The organism is Gorillibacterium sp. sgz306347 (assembly GCF_059735245.1).
Genome location: NZ_JCAPET010000002.1, coordinates 179,387 through 202,494 on the forward strand (window position 1 = coordinate 179,387; position 23,108 = coordinate 202,494).

Here is a 23,108-nt window from a genome sequence, read left to right on the forward strand (position 1 = left end):
GAACGCGCTATTTGGCTGTGGCCGCAGCTTTTGCCAGCCAAGCCGGCGGGTTGTTGCGCAGCGTCTCCATCAGCTTCTTCAGCTGGCCTTCGATAGAGGCTCCGTGCTCCACCTTGACCGGCATGATGCGGCTGCGCGTAACCCTCGCCGCGGCTGAAGCGCCAATTTGCGTTAAAAATACAAGATGGCAATCCCGGATCGTTTCCACACGCGCTTCAATCTTGCCGTGGTCCTCCGCCGCGCCGGGCGGAGCAGCCTTCCCGGTCCCCGCCTTCACATGGCGGACCGGGAGCTCCTCGTACCGGCTGGCGTCCATTTCGTAGACGGTGAACGTGTCGCATTGGCCGAAATGGACGTTGACGGTTTGTCCGTCAGTGCTGGCGAACGCGATTTTCATCATGGGCTGATTCCTGCCTTTCCATAATGGAATTCGCGCATTCGGCAATCAGCCGGAGACCTCCCCGATAGCCGATGGAGGTTTCCATCGCCGATCCGATGCGGTGAAACAAGGGGAACCCGGCCGGAAGGAAGAGGGCTCCTTGGCGCGACGCTCCCTGCTTGCCGTGCGAATTGCTGATCCAGAGATCATCCGCTTCGGCCCGCTCTTCCAAATCGCCCAAGTCTCCGATCAAAACCGTCTCGGGCATCGCTTCGAGCAGCGGCGTCGGACAGGGCGCTACCAGCGTGCGAAGGCCGATCCCCATTTCTTTCAGCCAGCCCGCCATGCCGTACAAATGGTCCGGCTCAAGCGCTGCGACGGCCTGGCGGCCGAGAAAGCTGAAATGCGAATCCAGCATGCAGTCCAGCAGGTTTTCCCGCTCCCAGACAAGCTTGGACGGCACCTGCGGGCGGGACAGCGTCAGCAGAAAGCGGATAAATTCGTCCGTCGCTTCCAGCCCGTACAGCGAAGGAAACACTTTGTACGGAATGCCGGCCGACTCCAGCCTTTTTGCCGCCCGCTCCATCTGCGAGCCGAGCACCAGGGTGCACTCGGCCGTGGTGATCTGCTCCAGCACCTCCATCGGCTGGCCGCCGCGGGAAAGCGGCGTATGGCCGGTGAGCAAATGCCCCGATAAGGAGGTGGACAGGTCCGGCAGGACGATAACCTCCAGCCCGAACCTTTCCATCCAATCCTTCAGCTCCCAAATGTCGCCCGGGGTCAAATGCGCCCCCGCCAGCACGTTTACCCTTCCTTTGACCGTGCGGGGACGATCCGTTTTTTTGAGCCGCTCCAGCATGCCTTCGATAACCGCTTCCGTCACGGCGGCAAACCCGCTTTCCAGCGACCCCGAAAATTCCGGCGTGTCCGCGCTGACAAGCAGCGGGTCCTGAAGGCCGCGGTCCCGGATATACCGGCGGATATCGGACTTCAGCGAATCCCCGCCCGCCACATCCGTCAGGCTGGTGCTCATCACTCCGATCAGGGCCGGCTCATGCTTGGCGATCACCGTATCCAGCGCCTCCCGCAGATTGGCTTCGGCCCCCATGATGACGTTCATTTCCAGAAGGGCGGAGGTTTGAAGGGCGATCGGTTCGCGGTAATGCCCGGTCATCAGCGTACGGATGAAGGCCGCGCACCCCTGTCCGCCATGAAGAATCGGAAGCGCCCGGTAAAAGCCCTGCAGGGCAAGCGTCCCCCCAAGCGTCTGGCTGGTACGGAGCGGGTTGACGGCAGCCGCTTTGCCGGTCGATTTTACAGCCATCGGCCTTTACACCTCCGCCCACGGCGGCGTCCGCCGCACCAATTGCCATACCGGATGCTCCAGAGAACGCACCAAATGATCGGCCAAGCGTTTCAGTCCCCTATACCCCGCGTAAGCGGTATGCCGTTCCTGGTTGATGTCCAGAAACGGAATCTGCTCCTTCAGCGCGACGTATTGATTCCGTCCGCCGGCGATGATGAGGTCGGCCTTCTTCGCTTTGGCAACCTGGAGAATCCGTTTCGCCCCTCCTTCATCGATCAGGACGGTATCGGTTTTGACCCGTTCCTTGATGCGCGAAACATCCTCCGGGGTGCTCTTGTTCGTGCCGACGCCCACAACCTGAATGCCCAATTCCCGAAGTGCCGTAATCACCGACCAGCTTTTGACCCCGCCCGTATAAAGCACGGCTTTTTTGCCGTTCAGCACCGAACGGGCGTGTACCAGCTCCGCCTTCAGCTTTTTCTCCTCCCGCGCGATCAGCTGCTCGACCCGGCACTCCAGGTCCGCATCGTTCATCAGGTAGGCGATTTGCCGCAGGGAAAACGCGGTTTCCCGAGTCCCGTAAAAAGACCCTTCAAAGTAGGGGATACCGTAGCGCTCCTCCATCTTGCGGGCGACACTCATCAGGGCGCGGCTGCATACCACCATATTAACCTTGGCCCGGTGGGCGCCGCCGATCTCGCCGAACCGGCCGTCACCGGTGATCCGGGCCAACACGCGGATCCCGACCTCGTTGAACAGTTCGCGGATGTCCCACAGCTCGCCGGCGATGTTGTATTCTCCGATCAGATTGATGTCATAGGGGGTGACGGTTTCGGGTTCCTTGCCGCCAATGACGTATTCCAGCAGGGATTCGCCCGCCAGCCGGTTGCCCAGGTTTTTGCTGCCGACGAAACCCGGGCTGTTGACCGGAATCACCGGCAAGCCCCAGCGGTCGCTCTCGCTCTTGCAGACCGCGTCAAGGTCTTCGCCGGTCAAGGCGGTCACGCAGGTGGAATAAACAAAAATGGCGGGCGGCCGAAACCGCTCGACAATTTCGGCGATTGCGGCCTTCAGCTTGGGTTCTCCGCCAAAAATAATTTCCTGCTCCGTCAAATCCGTGGTAAATCCGTAGCGCGAGAGGTCGGGACCGGAGGAAAGGCTCCCCCTCATCTCCCAACTGGTCGACGAGCAGCCGATCGGGCCATGCACCAGATGAGCCGCATCGGCTATCGGCAGAAGTGTAATCTGCGCGCCGTCAAACGAGCAGCCGCCGGCCGCTTCGCCCGGCTTGGAACGGGGACAGGCAGGCTTCTTTTCACGCGAGGCGTCACAAGCGGCTTCTTCGGCAGTTTTGCGTTCCGCTAGCATCCCATTCCCTCCTCCGGATTACCAATGTTAGTATAATTTACAGTTACCTAACATCTTATTTCTTTGGATTTTAGGGATAATGCGTGAATCTGTCAATAATTGTAACGGTTTTCATTTTCGTTTTCACATTTTATCCAAATTAATTGTCAGGTATTTTTACATCATTCTTCCTTTTCAGCCCGGTTTTGACTTTTTTCTCCTTCATCGTACCGGCTACTCCTTTCCGGACACGAAAAAAAGGCGGGAGACCCTCGGTCTCTCCGCCTTTCGGAAGCGATGCGGATATAGCGGTTTACTCCGTCAATTCCAGGAAGAGCTTGGCGTCCTCCACGGACATGGCGACCGCCTTTTGCCAAAACTCCGGCTGCTGCAGGTTTACGCCCAGATGCTTCAGCGCAAGCTCCTCGACGGTCATGGACGCCGTGTCGCGCAGAAGCGCGATGTAGCGGTCCTCAAACGAGCTGCCCTCTTCGCGGGCAATCTGGTACAAGCCCGAGCTGAAGAGGAACCCGAAGGTGTACGGGAAGTTATAGAACGGCACGTCCGTCGCGTAGAAGTGGAGCTTCGACGCCCAGAAATGCGGGTGGTATTCGCTCAGGCTGTCCCGGTACGCTTTCTTTTGCGCCTCCACCATCAGCTCGTTCAGCCTTTCAATCGAGACAAGGCCGTTTCTTCGTTCGGCATAGAAATTCGTTTCAAAAATAAACCGCGCCTGAATGTTCATGAAGAAGGCGATGGCGCTCTGGAGCTTGCCGTCAAGCAGCGCGATTTTGGCGTCCTTGTCGGTTTCGGCCGCTATCGCCGCATCGCTCACGATCGTTTCGGCGAAGGTCGAAGCCGTTTCCGCTACATTCATTGCGTATTCCCGGGCCAGCAGCGGCATATCGCCCATCACATGATCGTGGTACGCATGGCCCAGTTCATGCGCCAGGGTGGAGACGTTGTCGGCCGTACCCGAATAGGTCATGAAAATGCGCGTTTCGCCCTTTACCGGGAACGGGGTGCAAAAGCCGCCGGGGCGCTTGCCGGGGCGGTCTTCCGCTTCGATCCAGCGGTTTTCCAGCGCATGCTCCGCAAACGCGGCCATTTTGGGACTGAAGGTAGCGAACTGATCGACGATCGTTTGGGCGCCTTCGTCATAGCCGATTGCCTTCTCAACCTGGCCGAGCGGTGCGTCCACGTCGTGCCAGGCCAGCTTATCCACGCCGAAAAGCTTTGCCTTCCGCTCCAGGTACTGCAGGAAGATCGCTTTGTTCTCCTCGATCACCTTCCACATCGTATCCAGCGTTTCGGCCGACATGCGGTTGATCGCGAGCGGCTCCTTGTGGACCGACTCCCATCCGCGGTGGCCGTAAAGACGAAGCCGGAAGCCCGCCAGGCGGTTCAGCGCGTCGGCGCAGAAGTCGGCCTGGTCCGCCCAGGCTTGCTCCCATTTTTCGAACAGGCGCACGCGGGTGGCGCGGTCCGGGCTGTGCAGCTTGTTGAACGCCTGACCGGCGGACAGCTCCAGCACTTCCCCGTTCTCTTCAAAGGCGATCCGCAAGCGGCTTACCGTCGTGTTGTACAATTCGCTCCAGCCGTGGTAGCCGTCAACGGCCAGATCGCCCGCCAGGGTCTCCAGCTCCGGCGACAGCTTTTCTTTGGCGAGCGTTCTCCGCTCGTTCAGCCAGAAGCGGACGCCGCTCCACGGCTCGCGGTTCAGAAGCCCGGCAAAGACTTCGTCCGGAATCCCGGAAACGAACCGGTCAAACAGCGCAAGGGCGCCTTGGAAAATGGCGTCGATGTTGCGGACGCGGGCGGACAACGCCACCGCTTTGCGGTCGGCTTGATTGGCGGCTCCGAGACAGCCTGCAAAGGAGTCGGACTCGCGAATGCCCGTTAAAATGTCCTGCAGGTCGACGATGAGGGAGTCGTGCGCCTCCGCATCGCCTGCGGTGGCAGGAGCTTTCGCCGCAGCCAGACGGTCGCGGAAGCTTTCCGCTTTTTGTTGCAGCCGGTCAAGAAAAGCCTGAAATTCGGGGGAGGAGCTGCCTCCCGGAAAAATAGATTCGAGGTCCCACGTTTGATTCAGCGGTGCTTGCACAGCCGTCACCAATCCTTTCCACAGTTCAATAGTACCATTAAAGCACATTCGGACCGGGAACGGAAATGCTCCGCCCCGTGCCGCCGGGGTTGAAGTCGCCCGCACGGCTATGATTAAATGAAGGAGAAGCCCAGCATGAAAAAAAGGATGGTGCTCTATATGAGACCCTTGCAAATATCGGCCGATACGGCCGTCAAGCTCGCCGCCGCGCTGAAGGTGCCGATCGAGCAATTGATGCACATGCCGCAGCACATTCTCCTGGCCAAGCTGGCCGAGCTTTCCCGGAACGAAGCGGCGGAGCCGTCGCCCGAGCAGCCGCCCGGCGGGCCGAAGGACCCGTCATGATGGTTCCTTTCGAGCGTACCTGGCCCTATGAAACCCTGGGCGAGGACGTATATGTGCGGGAGTGCCCGTTCTGCTCGGCGGCCGAGGTCACACTCCCGCTCAGGAAGGCGGAGCTCGCCGAAATCCATGAAGGCAAAAAAAAGCTTCTCGTCTTTCCCTGCTGCTTCAACCGGCTGAAGATTGTCGATACGGACGCCGATTTTCTGCTCGCCGACAAGACGGTTCGCCGCGGCCTGCGCCGCAGTTAACGGCGTTCCGTCTTTTTTCGCCGCCGCTTTAATCCCTTCGGAGATTCGTATATAATAGATAGGACTCCATACCTATTCCCCACGTTAAAATTCCGATAAATGAGTTGTCGCCATGAACGATTATCTTCTTCTGCTCACCAACATCAGCGCGCTGGTCACCTTGAGCTATCTCGCCCTGAAAGTGAAAACCCGGATCGAGCCGCTGCAGTCCGTCGCCGTCCCGCTTCTCTCGGGATTGGCGTCGCTTTTTATGCTGCTGCTTCCCGAGCCGCGCGGGCTGCTGATGAATCTCGGCTTTGCGCCGCTCATCATGACCGGCCTTCGCTACGGAGCGGCTTCCACCTGGCTTGCGGCGGTTCTTCCCGCAGCGTACTGCCTGATCGCGTCGCCCGCGTCCTGGCCCGAATTGATCCACGGTATCATTCTTCCGGCCGCGATCAGTCCGTTCCTGCACAAAAAAGACTACCTGGACGGAACGGTTCCGCTCCGCTTTCGGGACGGACTGGCCGTCAGCGCCCTGCTCTTTGTGATCCGGCTTTCTTCAAGAATGTACGATTCCGATTCCGGGGGAATCAACTGGGTGGAGGCGAACGTGATGACGTTCGTATTTTCCGTCGGGGCGCTGACCATCCTGATCGCGATGTACAACGAAGAAAGCCGCAACTGGCTGACCCAGCGCCGGCTGGAGCTTCAGGCCAGCCGCGATTCGCTCACCCTGCTTCCGAACCTGCACAGCTTTATGTCCATCGCCGCGAGCGCGGTTCGGCGCGGCCAGGTCGCCATTTTCATGATTGACATCGACAACTTCAAAACCTATAACGACACGCACGGGCACCTGTTTGGAGACGAGCTGCTCCGCGAGGTGGGCGGCGTACTCCGCCAGGCGGTCGGGGAACGCGATTACGTCGCCCGTTACGGCGGGGAGGAATTTATCGTCCTCTGCCACGCCTCTCTGCCGCATGAAGTCGGCCGCATTGCGGCCGACCTGTGCAAAGCGGTGCGGGAGCACGTCTTCGTCCCCGAGGAGCAGACGCTGGAACGTCCGGTCACCGTATCAATCGGGGCTTCGATATCGCGCACTCCCGCGGACGGGCTGGACAGCCTGATCGCCGAGGCCGACGAAGCGCTTTACCGGTCCAAGGAGAACGGTAAAAACCGCTATACGCTGCATGAGGATTTGCCGTCCTCTTCCGCCCGACGGGCCTCTCGCTGACGCCCAGGCCGCCATTCTTTCACCGCCGGACAACCGAACCCGTCCGGCGGTTATTCGTTTGCGCGCTCCGCCGACGGGACTCCTCCGGCCTGAAGCGCCTGCATGTCCTTCCGCGCCTCCGCCCACTGTTCGCGGCTGGCCCGGATCATCGCCGAATCCATAATCTTTTTATCGTTTACGACGCGCGAAAACCATTTGATCGCATCGTTAAAATGCCCCAGCCGTCGGCTCAGCTCGCCAAGCAGGTACATCAGGCGGGCATTGTTGACGCTTACGCCCTCCAGCTCGTACACTTTGACGTAAGCCTCCAGAGCGCCCTCCAAAAAACGCCGTTCCTGTCCGGCGTCTCCTTTTTCACGGTACAGCCACGCGATGTGATGAAGCAGCCCCGCCTGCACCCGCTCTTTTTCCTGTTTGATTTGAGCGCATACCAACGCCAATTTATACGTCTGCAGCGCGTCGTCCCAAGTGCGTTCTCCTCCGTAATCGCGTCCGCTCCACTGTTTGGCGATCGTCATCTCGAAGCGGGTCCGAAACGCCGGCGAAAGCTCGCGGCCGAAGTTCTCGGTCGACGCATACCCGCATTTCGGGCAAACCGCCACCACATAATAATCCGGATTAATTTGCTTGTAGCGAAGAAAAAAATCCGTGTCGGTAAAGGAGGCTTTCTTGAAACTGGAACGAACCCGGGAGGTTTCGAACGCCGTTTCGCAATACATACAGGTTTCCTTGACCCGGTATAAGGGCTCGACCACAACACGACTTCCTCTCTATGGTGCGAAATGATTGAAGAAAAATAAAGCAACGGCTTCCATTTTCATTGTAGCATAAACGATTCGGCCCGGGCATGAAGATTTGTGCCTGCGCCGCCGGACCTTTCGGACCGGCGCATGGGATGTCCCCCCGCTTCATACACATAAAGCAGGAAAGGGGATGTCCGGCTTGATTCGGAACGGTTCGCGGCTTTTGCCTGCGGCGGCTTTGGGGGCCGCGGCGCTTCTCCTGCTGTTTGTCCGGTACCCGGCGGAAGGGCTTGCGGCTGCCGGACAGGGGGTGGCCATCTGGTGGGACGTGTTGTTTCCCGCCTTGTTTCCTTTTTTTCTGCTGTCCGAGATGCTGCTCGGCTTCGGAATTGTGCATTTCTTCGGCACGCTGCTTGATCCGCTGATGCGCCCGCTCTTCCGCATTCCCGGCATCGGCGGGTTTGTGATGGCCATGGGGTTTGCCTCCGGCTACCCGGTGGGCGCGCGCCTGACGGCCCGGCTTTGGGAAGAAGGGATGATCAACCGGGAGGAAGGGGAGCGTCTCGTGGCCTTCACCACCTCCTCCGATCCGGTGTTCCTGATCGGCGCGGTGTGCGTCGGATTTTTCGGAGACGTCCGCGTAGCGGGGCTGCTGGCAGCGGCGCACTACGGGTCGGCCCTGCTGCTCGGTTTCCTGATGCGGTTTCACGGCAGGCGCTCCAGCACGGACGGCCCGAACGGCGCGGACAGGAAGCCGGCGGACAGGACATCCGGGAATGTTTCCTTTACCGGGGAAGGCGGGGAGCCAAAGGCTGAGGAAAAAAACGCCGGCCCTTCCCGCTCCGGCTCCCCGGCTCTCCGGGGGGAGACCGCCGGCGGTGACGGGAAGCGCCGCTCCCCCGGCGGACCTCTGCTCGCCCGCTCCTTCGCGGCCATGCACGAAGCGCGTCTCCGCGACGGGCGGCCCCTGGGCAGGCTGCTCCGCGAAGCCGTCGACGCTTCCCTCCAGATGGTGCTTATGGTCGGGAGCCTGGTCGTCTTTTTCTCCGTCTTTCTTTCCTCGCTGTCCGCCAGCGGCCTGCTGGAGCTGCTTTCGCGGCCGGTCGGGCTGCTGCTGCATGCCTTGAATCTGCCCGCCTCGCTGAACAGCTCCTTCGTCGGGGGACTCTTTGAAGTCACCCTCGGCTCCCGGGCCGCCGGCGAAGCGGACGGTGCGCTTCCCGCCCGGCTGGCCGCCGCCGCTTTTGTGCTTTCCTGGGGCGGGCTTTCCGTACACGCGCAGGTTGTCAGCCTGCTGCACCGGACCAACCTCCGGTACATGCCTTTTCTGGCTGCCCGGCTCCTCCATGCCCTCATGGCCTCGGCGCTTGTCTTTGTCCTGCACAAGCCGCTCGCGGCGGCGCTGCCGGCAAGCGAAAGCGCCTTTGCCCCGTTCCGCCTGTTGACGGATTACGGGCCGGGCGGCGCGTTTTGGCCGGACCGGCTTCTTCCGTTCTCCGTCTCCCTGCTGACCGCGGCCGGACTGATCGCCTGTTTCCTCGCCTGTAAGGTTTTGCATTGGATTTTGAAACGATTGTATAATAGATTGGAATAAATCCAATCGGATGGCTCCCAAAAGATGGACCAATCGAGAAAGAGGTGCTCGCAATGGCCCAGGAACACCGCATGCCGGAACGCTTCGCGCTTATCGAAAAGATGGCTTACAACCTTTGGTTCGGCTGGAATGAGAGCGCGGACCGCCTGTTCCGGTTTATGGCCCCCGACAAATGGGAGCAGCTGTCCCACAACCCGGTTCTCATGCTCCGCGGCCTGTCACAGGAAGACTGGGAACGGCTTACCGGAGACGAACGGTTTGCGGCGCTGTATGCCGAAGCCGTCAGCCAGTGGAACGCTTATTTCGCAACCCCCTCGTGGTTCGACGCCCGCTACCCGGAGCATAACGGCTGCAAAATCGCTTATTTCTCGGCGGAATTCGGCTTTCACGAGTCGCTCCCCATCTATTCCGGGGGCCTTGGCGTGCTGGCCGGAGACCATCTGAAATCCGCCAGCGACCTCGGCTTGCCGCTGGTCGGCGTCGGGCTGCTGTACCGCAAAGGGTACTTCCGGCAAAAGCTGGATTCATCCGGCAGCCAATACGCCGAACGCGTCGACCACCCGTTCGCAAACCATCCGGTCCGGCCTTTGCGTATCGACGGTCGCGATATCATCGTGGAAGCCGACGCGGCCGGGGAACGGGTGAGACTGAAGGTCTGGATCGCCCGGATCGGCAAGATTCCGCTTTATCTGCTGGACTCCGACATTGAAGGCAATTCTCCGCAGGCGAGGGAGTTAACGTCCCAGCTATACGGCGGAGGTCAGGAAATGCGGATCGCGCAGGAAATTATGCTTGGCATCGGCGGCGTCAAGGCGCTTCGCGCCATCGGCCTGCACCCGTCGGTTTATCATATCAATGAAGGCCATGCCGCCTTTCTGTCGCTGGAGCGGATGCGCGAGTACATTCACAGCGGGGTCCCTTATGACACGGCGCTGGAGCTGATCCGCGCAAGCACTTTATTTACTACGCATACTCCCGTTCCCGCCGGTCATGACACGTTTCCGATGGAGCTGTTTCACCGGTACCTGGACCCGTTCCTGGGCCAGCTCACCTATGAACGGGACCGGATTGTCCGGCTCGGCTACGACCATGCGAAAAACCAGTTCAACATGACGTTTCTTGCCCTGAACTGCTCCACCCTGCGCAATGGCGTGAGCAAGCTGCACGGACATGTCTCCCGGGACATGTTCAAGGATTTCCATGGAGCGGCCGAGGCGGACGACGTGCCGATCGGACACATTACGAACGGCGTTCACGCGGACACGTGGATGGCGCCGGAATGGGGCGACTTGTACGATCGGCATTTGCCGGCCGGCTGGCGGAGCTTGCAGGCGGAGCCCGCTGTCTGGGAGGCGCTTGCCGAGGTTCCCGGGGATGAGATCTGGCGCGTGCGCCGGCAGCTGAAGGAAAAGCTCGTCCAGTTCGCCCGCCGCAACCTGGAGGAGCAGCGGGCCCGCAACGGCGAGGGCCCGGAGCGGGCCGCCGAAGCGTCCGCCCTGCTCGATCCGAAAGCTCTGACGATCGGGTTCGCCCGCCGCTTCGCCACCTACAAAAGGGCCAACCTGCTGTTCAAGGATCTGCCGCGGCTGGCCAAACTCGTCAATCAGCCCGGCCGCCCCGTTCAGTTTCTCTTTGCCGGCAAAGCGCATCCGGCGGACATCCCCGGCCAGGATCTGATCCGGGAAATCTACCGGGTGTCCCAGTTGCCGGAGTTCAAGGGAAAGATCGTCATGCTGGAAAACTACGACATGAACCTGGCCCGCCACCTTGTGCAGGGCGTCGACGTCTGGCTGAACAACCCGCTTCGCCCTTTGGAAGCGAGCGGCACCAGCGGGGAGAAGGCGGCGCTGAACGGCGTTCTGAACTTCAGCGTATTGGACGGCTGGTGGGAGGAAGGCTACGATGGAGAGAACGGCTGGGCGATCGAGTCCTCCTACGACGCGGACTGGCAGACGCAGGAGAGGCAGAACGCCGAATCTCTGTATGCCAAGCTCGAAAAGGAGATTATTCCGCTTTACTACACACCCGGGGCCTATCCGGACAAATGGGTGCAAAAAATGAAGCATTCCATCCGCACCCTGGCGCCGGTCTACAACACGCACCGGATGGTGCAGGATTACGCCAACCAGTTCTATGTCCCCGCTATCGTCCGTTTCCTCCGGTTTCAGGAGGATGACAGCGCGGCGGCCCGCACGCTGGCCGAGTTCAAACGGCTGGTTGCGGTTCACTGGAATGAGGTGGGCGACGCCAAGGTGACCGATGTGCCGGGCACCGTGAAGCCCGACGGCCTGAAGGAAGTCAAAGCGGATCTGCGGCTTGGAACCATTCCTTCCCTCGGAGTGGCGGCGGAAATTGTCTACTATGCCGATACGGCCTCCGGCGTCTGGGAGCCCGTTCACGTGCCGCTGGAGCCGGAGCAGGAGCTCGGCAGCGGCCGCACGCTTTTCCGGGCCCGGATTCCGGCGCATCTCAACCACCTGGAGCATTATTCCGTGCGCGTGCGGCCGGCTCATCCGCTGTTCGCCCACCGCTGCGAAGTGCCCCAGCATTATAAATCGGTCACCTGAGCGGACGTCCGAACAACGGGCCTTCCCCGCCCGTCCGGCTTCGCGGCCGGACGGGCGGCGGGCCTGTGAGCGGACGCGCAGCCATGGCAGCAGGACCGCAGCCGGCCGTGCGGACCGGAAAGGCGGAAGCGCGCCGCAGGCGGCTTCCCTTTGACGACAAGGAGGAATCGGTTTGAAGTACTTTGTGATCAACCGAGGCGATGAAACATCCGTCCGGCTGCACGAAACGTTCCATCGGCTTGCGGAGAGCCACAATCTGGTTCTGGATGAGAAAAATCCGGACACCGTCCTGTCCATAGGCGGCGACGGCACCATGCTCGAAGCGTTTCACCGTTACCAGCACAAGCTGGAGGAGATTGCATTTGTGGGCCTGCACACCGGGCGGCTCGGCTTTTTTGCCGACTGGCGCCCCGAAGAGCTGGAAACGATGGCCCGCGTCATGGCCGCCCCAGCCGGAGAAGCGTCGGAGCGCATCGTGCAGTACCCGCTGCTGGAGATCGAGATTCATTCGGCGGAGGGAACTGAAACGCGGCTGGCCCTGAACGAGTTTACGATCAAAGGCGTGGCGGAAACCATGGTTGCCCAGGTGAACGTTAACGATGTCATTTTTGAAATGTTCCGGGGCGACGGCATCTGCGTCTCCAGCCCGTCCGGCAGCACCGCCTACAACAAAAGCCTGGGCGGCGCGCTGATTCACCCGTCCATCGAATGCTTTCAGGTTACGGAAATCGCCTCCATCAACAATCGGGTGTTCCGGACGGTGGGTTCCCCGCTCATCCTGCCGAAGCATCATCACTGCGACATTTATCCGCAGGCGGACAAGCCGCTTTTTCTGTCGCTGGACCATTTGAGCTTCCAGCGGAGCAATGTTAGCGCGGTGCGCGTCAGCGTATCCCCGCGCAAAATCCGGTTCGCCCGGTACCGCCCTTACCCGTTCTGGAACCGGGTGCAGCGTGCCTTTATCGGTCAGGAGCCCGGCGAATAACACAAAAAACAGCCTTGTCCGGAACAACGTTCCCGGACAAGGCTGTTTTGTTGAGGCGGCAGCTAGGGCACCCCCCGCGCTCTAAGAGCGGTTGGGGCCCGGCGGCGGCGAAGGCTTCTGCCGGCCGCCGCCTTCTCCGCTGCCCGACGCGTCCCCGCGCTGGCGGCGGTTTCCGCCGTCGGGCCGCGCTCCTTCGCCTTTCGGCCGGTCGGGCCACAGCTTCTCGCCGCCCGGCCGCCGCGACTGGCTGCGGCGCTCGCCGCCCGGCCGGTCGCCGCGTTCCGCGCGGTCGCTCCGCTCGGCCCGTTCGCCTCCGCGGCCGCCGCGTCCGCCCGGCTTGCCGAACCGCTCGCCGCCCGCCGGACGGCCCGCTTCGCGCTCCGGCCGCCCCGAGGCGCCGCCGCGTTCCTGGCCTTCGCCGCGGCCGCGCCGGTCCGGCCGGCCCTGCTTCGCGGGGCGCTCGGCCCGGCTGTATGCCTCCGGCCGCCCGCCGCGCGTCTCCGCACGCTCGGCGCGCACGGAGGCGGCCGCGGGCTCGTCGCCAGCTGCGGCGATTCCCTCCGCCGCATCGGCAGCCTCGGCCGCGCTCAGCCGCGCGATCTCCTCGGCGTCGGTCCGGTCGCTTTGCCCGACCTTTTCCAGAATAAAGTACGCGCAGCCAAAATTGCAGTACTCGTTAATATAGTCTTCAAGACCGGCAATGGTCGTCTCCTTGTTGGAGCGGGGATTGCCTTCCTTAAAAAACCCTCTCAGCCGCAGCTGGCTGTAGCCCCAGTCCCCGACGACGTAATCGTACCGGTCGAGCACTTCGCTGTACCGGTTGCGGAACGCTTCCAGGTTCCAGCCGTTCCGGTTCTCTTTCACCAGCTCATATACATTGCCGCCAACGTGAAACATGCTTCAGGCACCCCCATCCCGGAGCCTTCCGGGTCAGACAATTTTCTCCCCGTATTATACCATGAAAAGCGGAACAATCCACTTTCGCGTTTACTTGGCACCGGCGCCCGGGAGGAGTATACTGGGCAAAAGAAAAACAATACGCCGTCAATCCGGAAGCCAGCTTCGCCGTTTCCGGAGAACCTGCGGCAAGGAGTGATGAGCATGCTGGACATTCGGGAGGCCCGGGCGGCCGACGTCCCCGACATCTTGAGAATTTACAACCATTCCGTGCTGAACTCGGCGGCCACCTTCGACCTGGAACCGCAGACGCTGGAATACCGCATGGAGTGGTTTTCCCATTACGGCGGAAAATACCCGCTGCTTGTCGCTTTATGGGAGGGCCGGGTTGCCGGGTACAGCTGCCTGTCCCAGTTCCGCGTCAAGCCCGCTTACGATCCGACCGTGGAGCTGTCCGTTTACGTGGACAAGGACCACCAGGGCAAAGGCATCGGCCGGAGGCTGACGCAGGAAATTCTGGACCGGGGCCGTGCGGAAGGCTATCATTCCGTCATCTCCGGCGTAACGGAAGGCAACGAAGCCAGCATCAAGCTGCACGAAGCCTTCGGGTTCGAACTTATCGGTACCTTTAAGGAAGTCGGCAAAAAGTTCGGCGTATGGCACGACGTTTTGTTTTACCAGCTGTTTTTGGACAAGTAAACGGGAGCCCGGGGCTCCCGTTTTTTTATGCCGCAAGGAAGATATTCATCCTTGTCAAATCCGGTTACAAATAAATATGGAAAAACAAGGAGGGGTTGCCCGTGAACTTTTCATCTGTAGTGGCTTGTCTCCTGTTGGCCTGTTTGTCCTTCGCACTCTTCCATACCGACTATCCCCTGCTTTTTAACGCCCTGCTGTTTTTGCTCGTCTATTTGCTTGTAACCGGTTTCGATAAAGTCCGGGCATCGCGCCGCAGCAAATCCGCCGCCGCTTACCGCAATTTTCGGTCGCCGAACGGATAAAATGAAAGACCGTGAACAACCTAATCCCATCGGAAACGGAAAACCGCTTTTGGATGGGAGGAACCGCATTGAATAACCATTTTCACCGTCTGGGAAAAACCGCGCTGGCGGGGTTGGTTTGCCTGACCCTGCTGACCGCCGGCAATTTGACCGTTGAGCTGGCGCATGCTTTGGCGGCTCCCGCCGCCAACCCTGCGGACGATGGCCCCGCTTATCCCGACCGCCGCGACCTGCTGGACCGGTTCAGCCTCCTGTCGGGCCTTCCCTGGTATGAGCTGGCGGCGGCGGATCAATACGACCGGGCGCTCCACGCCCTGAAAAAACGAGGGGCCGACCCCGACCGGGCGGGACGCTTTTCCGCGGCGGAATGGAGCGGCTTTTTGAATCCTGCCGGCACCGACACGGATCCGAAGCGGATCGCCATGTTCGGGGGAAAAGGACGGGACGGCTCGGGCGACGGGCAGGCGGACCGGTCCAACGACCTGGACCAGATGTTTGCGTTTCTGGAGGACATGCTGGCCGCAGGACCGGCCGAATGGCCGTCCCGTCTGGAATCGCGCTTTGGCAAAAAAGGCGTGCAGCGGATCGGCCAGTTTGCTATGCTCTACCGCGAGTTCGGAACGCTGGAGCTGACAGCGCACGCCTTTCCGCTGCCCCTTCAGGCCAACTACACGTACCGCAGCACCTGGGGAGCCAGCCGGGGCTGGGGCGGACGGCGCATCCACGAAGGAACCGATCTGTTCGCCGGCTATGGGGTCCCCGCCAGAAGCACCTGCTACGGCATTGTCGAGGTGAAAGGCTGGAACAATTACGGGGGATGGCGGGTCGGCATCCGCGATCTGAACAATGTCTATCACTATTACGCTCACCTCTCCGGCTTCGCCAAGGACCTGGCGGTCGGAGCGCCGGTGAAGCCGGGGCAAGTAATCGGCTGGGTTGGCAGCTCCGGCTACGGAAAGCCGGGCACCTCCGGCAAGTTTCCGCCTCACCTGCATTTCGGGCTGTACCGGGACGCAGGCAAAACGGAATGGGCGTTCGATCCTTATCCTTATTTGTCGCGCTGGGAACGGGAAGAACGGAAGGCCCTGCGGAAGAAGCGCTGAACTGCGCCCGAGCCGGTCAAGCTTATTTGCTTTCGTCTTCCGGTGCTGCGGGACCGCCGGCGGCGTCCGTAGGCTCGCCGGCGTTTCCGGCCTCCCCGCTTCCGTTCGCTTGCCCCTCCGTCTCCTGGGCCGGCTGTGTGCCGGCGGCGGGAGACGTTTGCACGTTCGGCAGCGTAATGCCCGGCGGCAGCGGAGCGGAGTTGCCGAGCGGCTGTCCCTTGTTGTCGTAGTAATACATCGGAGTATCGCCGACAACGAGCAGATAGGAAATCGGCAGCTCGGTTTCGACGATTTCGGGCTCGGTGTCAAACGGTATGATAATGGTCAGCTCCGCGATGATCCGGATGTATACCTCCACCAGAATCATGTTGATTCCGGCGTCCTGATACCGGGTGTTCAAATCCACCTTGACGGCGCCCGCCGGTTCCATGCGGATCGGAATGTCGGGGCCGAAGGAAGCGAAGATCGCGCTGTTCATCGCCATGCCGAGCGGAATATGCTCCGGCATTTTTTTCATGTCCGAGAGAAGCGACTGCACCCGGTTTATGGTGTCGGACGTAATTTTCATATGCTCGTTATAGTTCAGCATAAAACCGGTCACTTTGCCGGTCTTGTCGGTTTTCCAGTCAATGAGCCGGTCAAAATCGGTTTTTTGCGCGATCCGGTCGCTGATGGCCGCGTTGATGGATTGGGTAGCCAGCTGCTTCAAACGGATTTTGGCCAGATTCATCAGGGGAGGACGCAGATTTTTTTCCACGAAGATAAACGACTGCATGAACGACAGGAGAAAGACGACAAAAAGCACCCCGAAGATCCGCCTGCGGCTGATTTTCCGGGTGCGTCTGCTTTTCCACCGGCGTCTGAACATGCCCTTCCCTCCCCGCGCCCTTGGCCGAGATTCCCTGCCTTAATCCTATGCGGCCGGAACCGGGAAAAGAAGACGGGCGGGAGGAGCATCTCCCGCGCTTTGCCTTTGCTCTGTTTTTAGCTGCGCTTCAGTTTTTCCTCGTAAAATTTTTTCAGCATCTCGCCCATAGCTTTCGGATCGACGCTCTCGCCTTTGTACTCTTTTTCCGCTACAAATGCCATAACCCTTATATAAGCCAACGCCAAGGCCGTTGTTAGAATCGAAGCGGTCCCCCCGCTGATGAAGCCTCCCACCACCGAGCCGACTCCGGGAATGAGTTTCAGCAAATTGGAGACGATATACCGGCCCAGGAAGGTGGCCCCGCCCGATCCGCCGATCGAAGCCACCAGGCTGCTCAGCAAAGCTTTATCGAGTGAAACCCCGAAAATTGCGGTGATATGCGAAAGCATGCCCACCTGCAAAGGCACCAGGACGGCGGCATCCGAAAAGGGAACCGGAACAAAGCCTGCGCCAAACGACCCCGCGATATAGCCGGTTGCCCAAACCGTTGCTTCGTGCACTTTCTTTTCGATGTCAACTTTTTGGGCATTAATAAAACCCTTGCGCACTCCCTCCGGCAAAACCTCATACGTTTTTCGGACCAGCTCGATCAGTCCGTGGGAGGGAATGGTATAGTCCGGCGTAATGACATACGGTTCCGCCAGAACCGTCTGAATGAAGCTTACGTTCAGGTTCATCTGATCCAGCGCTTTTTTGAATTCGGCGGCATTCGGCCCAAAGCTTTGGGTCAGCACGAGAATGACCGGCACTTCCTTGGAAAGCTCATGAATCAGGCCGATTTCCGCTTCTTCAATCCGGTTGGAATTGGAATTGATGCAGTACCAGATCGCATGGATGTATTCCTTTTCGTCTTTCGACGTGTACAGCTCCTGGATTTTATCTTTTATTTCCTTCTTGATCTCTTCCTGAACGGCTTCGTTGAGCTCCAGCCCCTTCGTATCGTAGAGACTGACCGGAACGCCTTCTTTGGTAATTTTTCGAAGGTGCTGGGTCACGGGCTTGCCGATACCGGTTTCCGCCAGGTTCTCGCGGAACACGTTATTAATCAGCGTGCTTTTCCCGATTCCCGTTTTGCCAATAATCATGATGTTGGCCCGCGGAAGATTTTTGATCTCTTCTTTGGTTTTATTCAAAACTTCCTCGAAAAGGTTCTCCTTCATCTCATTCATCCCCATAAACCTCCAGCATTCGGCTTGTATCTATTATATCCGACACCGGAAAAAGAAGAAAACCGGCGAACGCCGGGGTTGCCCGGCATTTCCGGTTTTGGTGCGGGGCGCAGCGGTTCGTACGACCGGATTACTTGGCTGCGTACATCCGCTGGCGCAGTGCTTCATAAAGCAGCACGCCGGCCGCCATGGCCGCATTCAGCGATTCGGAGCGGCCGGGCATCGGGATGGCGATTTCCGCCTGAACGGCAGCGCGCACCTCGGCCGAGACGCCCTTTCCCTCGCTGCCGATCACCAGCCAGGTCGTTCCGGTAAGATCGGTCTCGAAGCAGGTGCGGCCGCCCGCCATGCCGGTTGTGTAGATCGCCGCTCCCGCGCCGGCGGCCTGCTTCAGCAGGGGAACCAGCTCCGCTTCGACAACCGGCAGGTGAAACAGAGACCCCATTGTTGAGCGGACCGTCTTGGGGTTATAGGGATCGACCGATCCCCTGCCGACGACAACGCCGGCCGCTCCGACCGCGTCTGCGGTGCGAATGATCGTGCCGAGATTGCCCGGGTCCTGGAGCCCGTCCACCGCAATGACAAGCGCCCCGGGCCCGGCCAGCGGGGACACGTCCGGCGGCTCCGGCTTCTCGGCGACCGCCACGACGCCCTGGGGGGTCTCCGTCTCGGTGCACTTGGCGAGCACCCCCGGACTGACGGCAATCCGCTCGGTTTCAGCCGGAAGAAGCGTCTCCAGCTCGGCCGGGATGCCTTTGTCCTTCAAATAGAGCACGGCGGAAAGGCGGATGCCCGATTGCACCGCCTCCGCCGCCAGATGAACGCCCTCCAGCAGCAGCTTTCCCTGCCGGTCGCGGCCTTTTTTGGTCAGAAGCTCGCTCCATTCCTTCACTCTCGGGTTTTGCGGAGAACTGATTTCCAATGCCATGCGCTCACTCCGAATACAATTTTTCAAACCGGATCAGGTCGTCGTTGCGTCCGACCACGACCAGAATGTCGTCGCCGCTGATCACTTCGTCGGCGCGGGGGGCGATGTTCATTTTGCCATGCCGCTTCATGCCCATTACGTTGCAATTGTGCTTGGCCCGAATATCGAGCGTTCGCAAGGTTTGGCCGACGATCTGCGGCGTGGCCTTGATTTCCACAATGCTGTAGTCGTCGGACAGCTCGATGAAATCGAGTATATTGGGCGAGATCAGGCTGTGCGCCACGCGCTGGCCCATATCGCGCTCGGGAAAAATCACCTTGTCCGCTCCGATCTTGCTCAGCACCTTGCCGTGCAGTTCGGTCTGCGCTTTGACAATCAAGGTTTTGACCCCCAGATCCTTGAGAATCAGGGTGGTCAAAATGCTAGACTGGATGTCTTGTCCGATCGCCACAATGACCACGTCGAAATTGCGGATGCCGAGCGCCCGCAGCGCTTCTTCGTCGGTGGGGTCGGCCTGTACCGCGTGGGCGACGGACTGGCTGATTTCCTGCACCCGTCCTTCATCCGGGTCGACCGCCATCACATCGTAGCCGAGCTTGGTCAGCGACTGGGCGATCGCCGAGCCGAAGCGTCCCATGCCAATGACGCTAAATTGCTTCTTCACGTTGCTCTTCCTCCCGTAACCCTCAGTCGTTTCATTATAGCATAATCTTCCCGCATCCCATACGAGCGGGGGCAGCCCGAGGTATGAAGCCCGTTCCCGCTGCGGATACTAACCCGGAAAGCAATGCGAAATCCAGAAAACCGGAGGTCGGTTATGAGCATCGTCATGAGCTTGCGCGAAGCGGTCTTGTCCCGGGTCAAGGGCCGCACGCAGGAAGAACTGCGGGAAGTGATCGAGGATTCCATCGGCGGCGACGACATGGCGCTGCCGGGGCTTGGCGTCCTGTTTGAAAGCATATGGAACCACGCAAACGAAGACCTTCGCAAGGGGATCGTGGAGGCACTGGAGGCCGGTCTTGGCGATACCGGGAACGAAAGCGCGGGCGCCGTTCCTCCCCCCTCCTGAATATCGGCCGCGCTTTAAGAATCCCGCCGAGCAAGCAAGAGGCTGTCCCGAAAGTCATCGGATGACTTGGGGCAGCCTCTTTTCTCGTTGTATGGGCGAACAGCAGGCAAGGGAAGGGAATGCTCCCTGGAGGAATGAGGGGGCTTTTATTATAGGAGTGAAAGAGAACACGCCACGTACCAGGCAGGGAGAATCTGAAGCGGAATGACGGGATGAGAAGCGTCTTTAGGCTTCAATCGCCATGATAGCAACCGGTTCCTAGCGGTTCGGCGTCGGCGTTGCTTCCGTTTGGTCCCAGCGTCGGCGTTGCTTCCGTTTGGTCCCAGCGTCGGCGTTGCTTCCGTTTGGTCCCAGCGTCGGCCCCCTCAATACAGGAGCATCGTTTCCTGCGAAAATGCAGCATTTCACCAGCGAAGAGGTCCTTATCCCGAAAATGCTGCGATTGTGCAGGATAATTCACGTTTCATAGCCCAAATGCCGTCAAATTGCCGATAAATCCTGCATAAACGCAGCATTATCTTGAATTTCATCTTTTCCGTCTACGAAATAATGTATTTTCGCAACAATTCATTGCATTAAAGTACAGCAGTATAGCCCCCAATCTGGAGAATCGCCAGATGTGGCGATTCCGCCAGGCGACGCCTTTTCGACACCGGTTAGCTTCGCGCGGAGTCGGAGGCTGCGCACAGACCAAAAAACTGCGTACGGGGACGGTGTTGTGCTCAAAACGCATACAGCCAGTAGTGCAAGGAGTTGCGTAGGGGGTAAAAAGCTGCGCGTAGCGCAAGGTGCTTTGCACGGGCAAAGGGCTGCCGGACGCGTAATGCCGGAAACTATGTACAGCTAAGGGAGTTATGTGCACGGTTGCTGAGCTTCGCAAGGAGCCGGAGACTGTGCGCGTAAGACAATGTGTTTTACTTCTACGAACAGCCGGTTTCCCCGAGCCGGGGGGCTGATCTGGCAAACCCTGCTCGGGGGGCTTGAGCAAGTGAGCCCGGAGGTTGGAGCCGGGGTGGTTTCACAGGCACCGGCAAAAAGACATTTGGCATGGAACAAAGATAAAAAGGTGTCCCAAAAGGCGACTTTGGGGACACCCTCTCTTTAAAGGCTAGATAAAGAGAATCGGACGGACGGCTTTTTTGCGCCGGACTTTTTGACTCTTGCCTCTTAGCCCGCCGTACCGGGCCGCAAAGCGTTTGACGCGCCGAAATACCGTTTTGTCGGGCAAACGGCGAAAGATAAACGGGTCCGGGCTTGTGTTCACCTCGATAATCCACGGGCGCAGCGCCGCGTCCAAACCGATGTCCAGGCCGATCAGCAGCACCCCGGGAAATTCCCGGTTCATCTGGCGTCCCGTCTTGGCCCCGATCTCCTCCAGCCGGCGTATAAACGCCCGGCGCTCGCCATCCGGCAAATAAACGGCCAGGAGCCGGTCAACCGGTGTCAAGGTTCCGCCGCTGTTGAAGTTTGTCACCACTTTTCCCTTTTGGGCGACGCGGCCGATCATGGCGGTGGTTTGCCAGATACCCTGCAAATTCCGCTGGGCCATCACCCGAAGATCAAACGGCCGTCCTCGGTAGCGAATCAGGCGAATGCCTTTTTGAACCAGATAGGGCCTTCCGTTGATTTTCCCATACAGGTAAGCGTAGAGCCGGTCAAAATCGGGGAATCCTTTTACCGTCAGGCCCGCATGGCAGCGAAACGGTTGAACGCCTTCTTTTCCTATCTCCACCTTCATGACGCCTTTGCCGTGCATGCCGCTAACCGGCTTGACGTATACCGTACCGTAGCTTTCCAGCATGCGGAGGAGTCCCGCTCTGGACAGCTTTTCGGTATGCGGAACGAGCGGCGCCAGGTCCTTATGCTTTAAAAGCGCCGCCGTCTTCCTCCATTTGCTCGAAATATGCCTTCGCAACCGTACCCCTTCCTTTCCCCTCTCCTTCCGGACGCGCCCATCCGTACACCCGGCCCAGCGAAACGGCCGTTTTTTCCCAGCCGAAGGTCCGGATTGTGTCCAGCCGCGCAGCGAGGCCGAGCGCTTTCGTGCGCTCCCGGCTGCGGCCAAGCTCCGCCAGTGCGCGCGCGAACGCACCCGGGCTTCGGAACCGGCGGATCAGGAAGCCGTTCCGGCCGCTCTGAACGATCTCGGGCACGCCGCCAATGGATGAGGCGACGCAGGGCAGCCCCGCGGCCATCGCCTCCACATTGACCAGGCCAAACGCTTCATGCCTCTGCGACGGGCAAGCGAAGCAATCCGCCAGCTGGTAGGCGCGGTGTATTTCACCATGGGGCACCAGCCCGAGAAACCGCACCGGCACGTTCAGCCTTTTGGCAAGCGCGCCCATGCGGGCGCCATAGCCGGTTTTGCCGGAGCTTCCGGCCACGGCCAGCGTCATCCGGGGAACGGATCGCCTTGCCTGGGCCACCGCCTTGATCAGCACATCGAGCCCTTTGCGCGGGATTACCCGACCGGCAAACAAAACGACGTATTCGTCCCCAATCCCGTACGTCCTGCGGTGCCGGGCCTTTTCCTCCGGCCCAAGCGGGCGGAACCGATGGATATCGACGCCGAGGTAAACGGACACGATCCGTTTGGCGGATGACGGGAAACGCGCCGCCAGGCTTCGCCGCAGCGCGCCGCTGTTGGCCACAATCAAATCGGCGGAGCGCATCCGCCGGGCCGTCAAGGCGCCGGGCGGCGTAAACGTGAGCGAATGCAAAAACAATGAAACCGGAATGCCGGGAAACGCCCGGCGCACGGCGGGCACAAAGGCCGGCCGGTTGTCGACCTGAATCCGGTCAAACGGCTGCCCGCGAAAATGCTGCAGCACCGCGCGGATGTACGATGCGCCCGGCGCGACCCGCACGCGTTCGAACGTCAGGCGCCCTTCCTCCAGCTTGGTCTTCTGCCCCGGAAACAATCGGCCGGCGACAACCACGTCGTGCTTTTTGGCCAACTGCCGGGCGACGGCGGTCATGGCGATTTCCACGGAACCGCCGCGCGGGGGAGGAACGGGAATCGGGCCGGGCGCAATCATCAGAATCCGCATGTTCACCCTCCTTTCGGGACAATCCGGTACCCGCTTAGCATCAGTGTATGAGCGCACCCTGCGAAGGAAAGGGCTTGCGTGGAGCGACCCGGGAATTGTATGCACGCCCGCCGGCTCCGTGCTTCCGGGAAA

General features: G+C 60.2%; 22 protein-coding genes. 10 read left to right on the forward strand and 12 right to left on the reverse strand.

The window, feature by feature from the left end:
- Nucleotides 1-7: 7 nt before the first annotated feature.
- From AC6I6H_RS02365 to AC6I6H_RS02380, 4 genes are all read right to left on the reverse strand, one after another.
- Nucleotides 8-400, reverse strand: a complete 393-nt coding sequence (locus AC6I6H_RS02365; protein ID WP_497950649.1) for a NifB/NifX family molybdenum-iron cluster-binding protein — start codon at nt 398-400, stop codon at nt 8-10.
- Nucleotides 372-1,703 (reverse strand): nitrogenase iron-molybdenum cofactor biosynthesis protein NifN, encoded by a 1,332-nt coding sequence (gene nifN, locus AC6I6H_RS02370; protein WP_497950653.1) that lies wholly within the window; start codon nt 1,701-1,703, stop codon nt 372-374. The genes AC6I6H_RS02365 and nifN overlap by 29 nt, the downstream gene beginning before the upstream one ends.
- Before the next feature lie 6 nt (nt 1,704-1,709).
- A complete protein-coding gene (gene nifE, locus AC6I6H_RS02375; protein WP_497950655.1) occupies nt 1,710-3,053 on the reverse strand; it encodes a nitrogenase iron-molybdenum cofactor biosynthesis protein NifE in 1,344 nt (447 codons plus the stop codon).
- A gap of 292 nt (nt 3,054-3,345) precedes the next feature.
- Nucleotides 3,346-5,136: a M3 family oligoendopeptidase gene (locus AC6I6H_RS02380; RefSeq protein ID WP_497950659.1), complete on the reverse strand. Its 1,791-nt coding sequence runs from the start codon at nt 5,134-5,136 to the stop codon at nt 3,346-3,348.
- Nucleotides 5,137-5,271: 135 nt separating this feature from the next.
- On the opposite strand from AC6I6H_RS02380, the gene AC6I6H_RS02385 reads away from it, so the two are divergent.
- The 3 genes from AC6I6H_RS02385 (at nt 5,272) to AC6I6H_RS02395 (ending at nt 6,942) form a co-directional block, all read left to right on the forward strand.
- The gene (locus tag AC6I6H_RS02385; RefSeq protein ID WP_497950663.1) at nt 5,272-5,481 is read left to right on the forward strand and encodes a YycC family protein; all 210 of its coding nucleotides are present in this window, start codon (nt 5,272-5,274) and stop codon (nt 5,479-5,481) included.
- Complete coding sequence (locus AC6I6H_RS02390) at nt 5,481-5,729, forward strand: hypothetical protein (protein ID WP_497950835.1); 249 nt, start codon at nt 5,481-5,483, stop codon at nt 5,727-5,729. The genes AC6I6H_RS02385 and AC6I6H_RS02390 overlap by 1 nt, the downstream gene beginning before the upstream one ends.
- 112 nt (nt 5,730-5,841) lie before the next feature.
- A complete protein-coding gene (locus AC6I6H_RS02395) occupies nt 5,842-6,942 on the forward strand; it encodes a GGDEF domain-containing protein (RefSeq protein WP_497950665.1) in 1,101 nt (366 codons plus the stop codon).
- A gap of 50 nt (nt 6,943-6,992) precedes the next feature.
- Here the strand turns inward: AC6I6H_RS02395 and AC6I6H_RS02400 are convergent, their stop codons facing one another.
- On the reverse strand, nt 6,993-7,697 hold the full coding sequence (locus AC6I6H_RS02400; RefSeq protein WP_497950668.1) for a DUF2225 domain-containing protein: 705 nt from the start codon (nt 7,695-7,697) through the stop codon (nt 6,993-6,995).
- A 178-nt stretch (nt 7,698-7,875) separates the two neighbouring features.
- Here AC6I6H_RS02400 and AC6I6H_RS02405 point away from each other — a divergent pair, with 178 nt between their 5' ends.
- The 3 genes from AC6I6H_RS02405 to AC6I6H_RS02415 all read left to right on the forward strand — a co-directional run bounded on the left by AC6I6H_RS02405 (nt 7,876) and on the right by AC6I6H_RS02415 (nt 12,831).
- On the forward strand, nt 7,876-9,279 hold the full coding sequence (locus AC6I6H_RS02405) for a nucleoside recognition domain-containing protein (RefSeq protein ID WP_497950671.1): 1,404 nt from the start codon (nt 7,876-7,878) through the stop codon (nt 9,277-9,279).
- Between the two features lie 53 nt (nt 9,280-9,332).
- Nucleotides 9,333-11,846, forward strand: a complete 2,514-nt coding sequence (gene glgP, locus AC6I6H_RS02410; protein WP_497950674.1) for an alpha-glucan family phosphorylase — start codon at nt 9,333-9,335, stop codon at nt 11,844-11,846.
- Between the two features lie 172 nt (nt 11,847-12,018).
- A complete protein-coding gene (locus AC6I6H_RS02415; RefSeq protein ID WP_497950677.1) occupies nt 12,019-12,831 on the forward strand; it encodes an NAD kinase in 813 nt (270 codons plus the stop codon).
- A gap of 81 nt (nt 12,832-12,912) precedes the next feature.
- On the opposite strand, the gene AC6I6H_RS02420 is transcribed toward AC6I6H_RS02415, so the two are convergent.
- Complete coding sequence (locus AC6I6H_RS02420) at nt 12,913-13,728, reverse strand: YutD family protein (RefSeq protein ID WP_497950680.1); 816 nt, start codon at nt 13,726-13,728, stop codon at nt 12,913-12,915.
- Nucleotides 13,729-13,932: 204 nt separating this feature from the next.
- Here AC6I6H_RS02420 and AC6I6H_RS02425 point away from each other — a divergent pair, with 204 nt between their 5' ends.
- The 3 genes from AC6I6H_RS02425 (at nt 13,933) to AC6I6H_RS02435 (ending at nt 15,832) form a co-directional block, all read left to right on the forward strand.
- Complete coding sequence (locus AC6I6H_RS02425) at nt 13,933-14,427, forward strand: GNAT family N-acetyltransferase (RefSeq protein ID WP_497950682.1); 495 nt, start codon at nt 13,933-13,935, stop codon at nt 14,425-14,427.
- A 101-nt stretch (nt 14,428-14,528) separates the two neighbouring features.
- Nucleotides 14,529-14,729 (forward strand): hypothetical protein, encoded by a 201-nt coding sequence (locus tag AC6I6H_RS02430; RefSeq protein ID WP_497950684.1) that lies wholly within the window; start codon nt 14,529-14,531, stop codon nt 14,727-14,729.
- A gap of 68 nt (nt 14,730-14,797) precedes the next feature.
- Nucleotides 14,798-15,832 carry a M23 family metallopeptidase gene (locus tag AC6I6H_RS02435; RefSeq protein ID WP_497950686.1) on the forward strand — a complete coding sequence of 345 codons (1,035 nt, stop codon included), beginning with the start codon at nt 14,798-14,800 and terminating at the stop codon, nt 15,830-15,832.
- Between the two features lie 22 nt (nt 15,833-15,854).
- Here AC6I6H_RS02435 and yunB read toward each other — a convergent pair whose 3' ends face one another.
- From yunB to AC6I6H_RS02455, 4 genes are all read right to left on the reverse strand, one after another.
- On the reverse strand, nt 15,855-16,700 hold the full coding sequence (gene yunB / locus AC6I6H_RS02440; RefSeq protein ID WP_497950691.1) for a sporulation protein YunB: 846 nt from the start codon (nt 16,698-16,700) through the stop codon (nt 15,855-15,857).
- A gap of 116 nt (nt 16,701-16,816) precedes the next feature.
- Nucleotides 16,817-17,929, reverse strand: a complete 1,113-nt coding sequence (locus AC6I6H_RS02445; protein ID WP_497950696.1) for a YcjF family protein — start codon at nt 17,927-17,929, stop codon at nt 16,817-16,819.
- 130 nt (nt 17,930-18,059) lie between these two features.
- Nucleotides 18,060-18,851, reverse strand: coding sequence for a TrmH family RNA methyltransferase (locus AC6I6H_RS02450; protein WP_497950839.1), 792 nt, complete (start codon nt 18,849-18,851; stop codon nt 18,060-18,062).
- A 10-nt stretch (nt 18,852-18,861) separates the two neighbouring features.
- Nucleotides 18,862-19,521: a potassium channel family protein gene (locus AC6I6H_RS02455; protein WP_497950700.1), complete on the reverse strand. Its 660-nt coding sequence runs from the start codon at nt 19,519-19,521 to the stop codon at nt 18,862-18,864.
- Between the two features lie 153 nt (nt 19,522-19,674).
- On the opposite strand from AC6I6H_RS02455, the gene sspI reads away from it, so the two are divergent.
- Complete coding sequence (gene sspI / locus AC6I6H_RS02460) at nt 19,675-19,926, forward strand: small acid-soluble spore protein SspI (RefSeq protein WP_497950703.1); 252 nt, start codon at nt 19,675-19,677, stop codon at nt 19,924-19,926.
- Nucleotides 19,927-21,034: 1,108 nt separating this feature from the next.
- On the opposite strand, the gene AC6I6H_RS02465 is transcribed toward sspI, so the two are convergent.
- Nucleotides 21,035-21,841, reverse strand: coding sequence for a YheC/YheD family protein (locus AC6I6H_RS02465; RefSeq protein WP_497950706.1), 807 nt, complete (start codon nt 21,839-21,841; stop codon nt 21,035-21,037).
- Nucleotides 21,786-22,976 (reverse strand): glycosyltransferase family 4 protein, encoded by a 1,191-nt coding sequence (locus tag AC6I6H_RS02470; RefSeq protein ID WP_497950707.1) that lies wholly within the window; start codon nt 22,974-22,976, stop codon nt 21,786-21,788. The genes AC6I6H_RS02465 and AC6I6H_RS02470 overlap by 56 nt, the downstream gene beginning before the upstream one ends.
- Between the last annotated feature and the right edge of the window lie 132 nt (nt 22,977-23,108).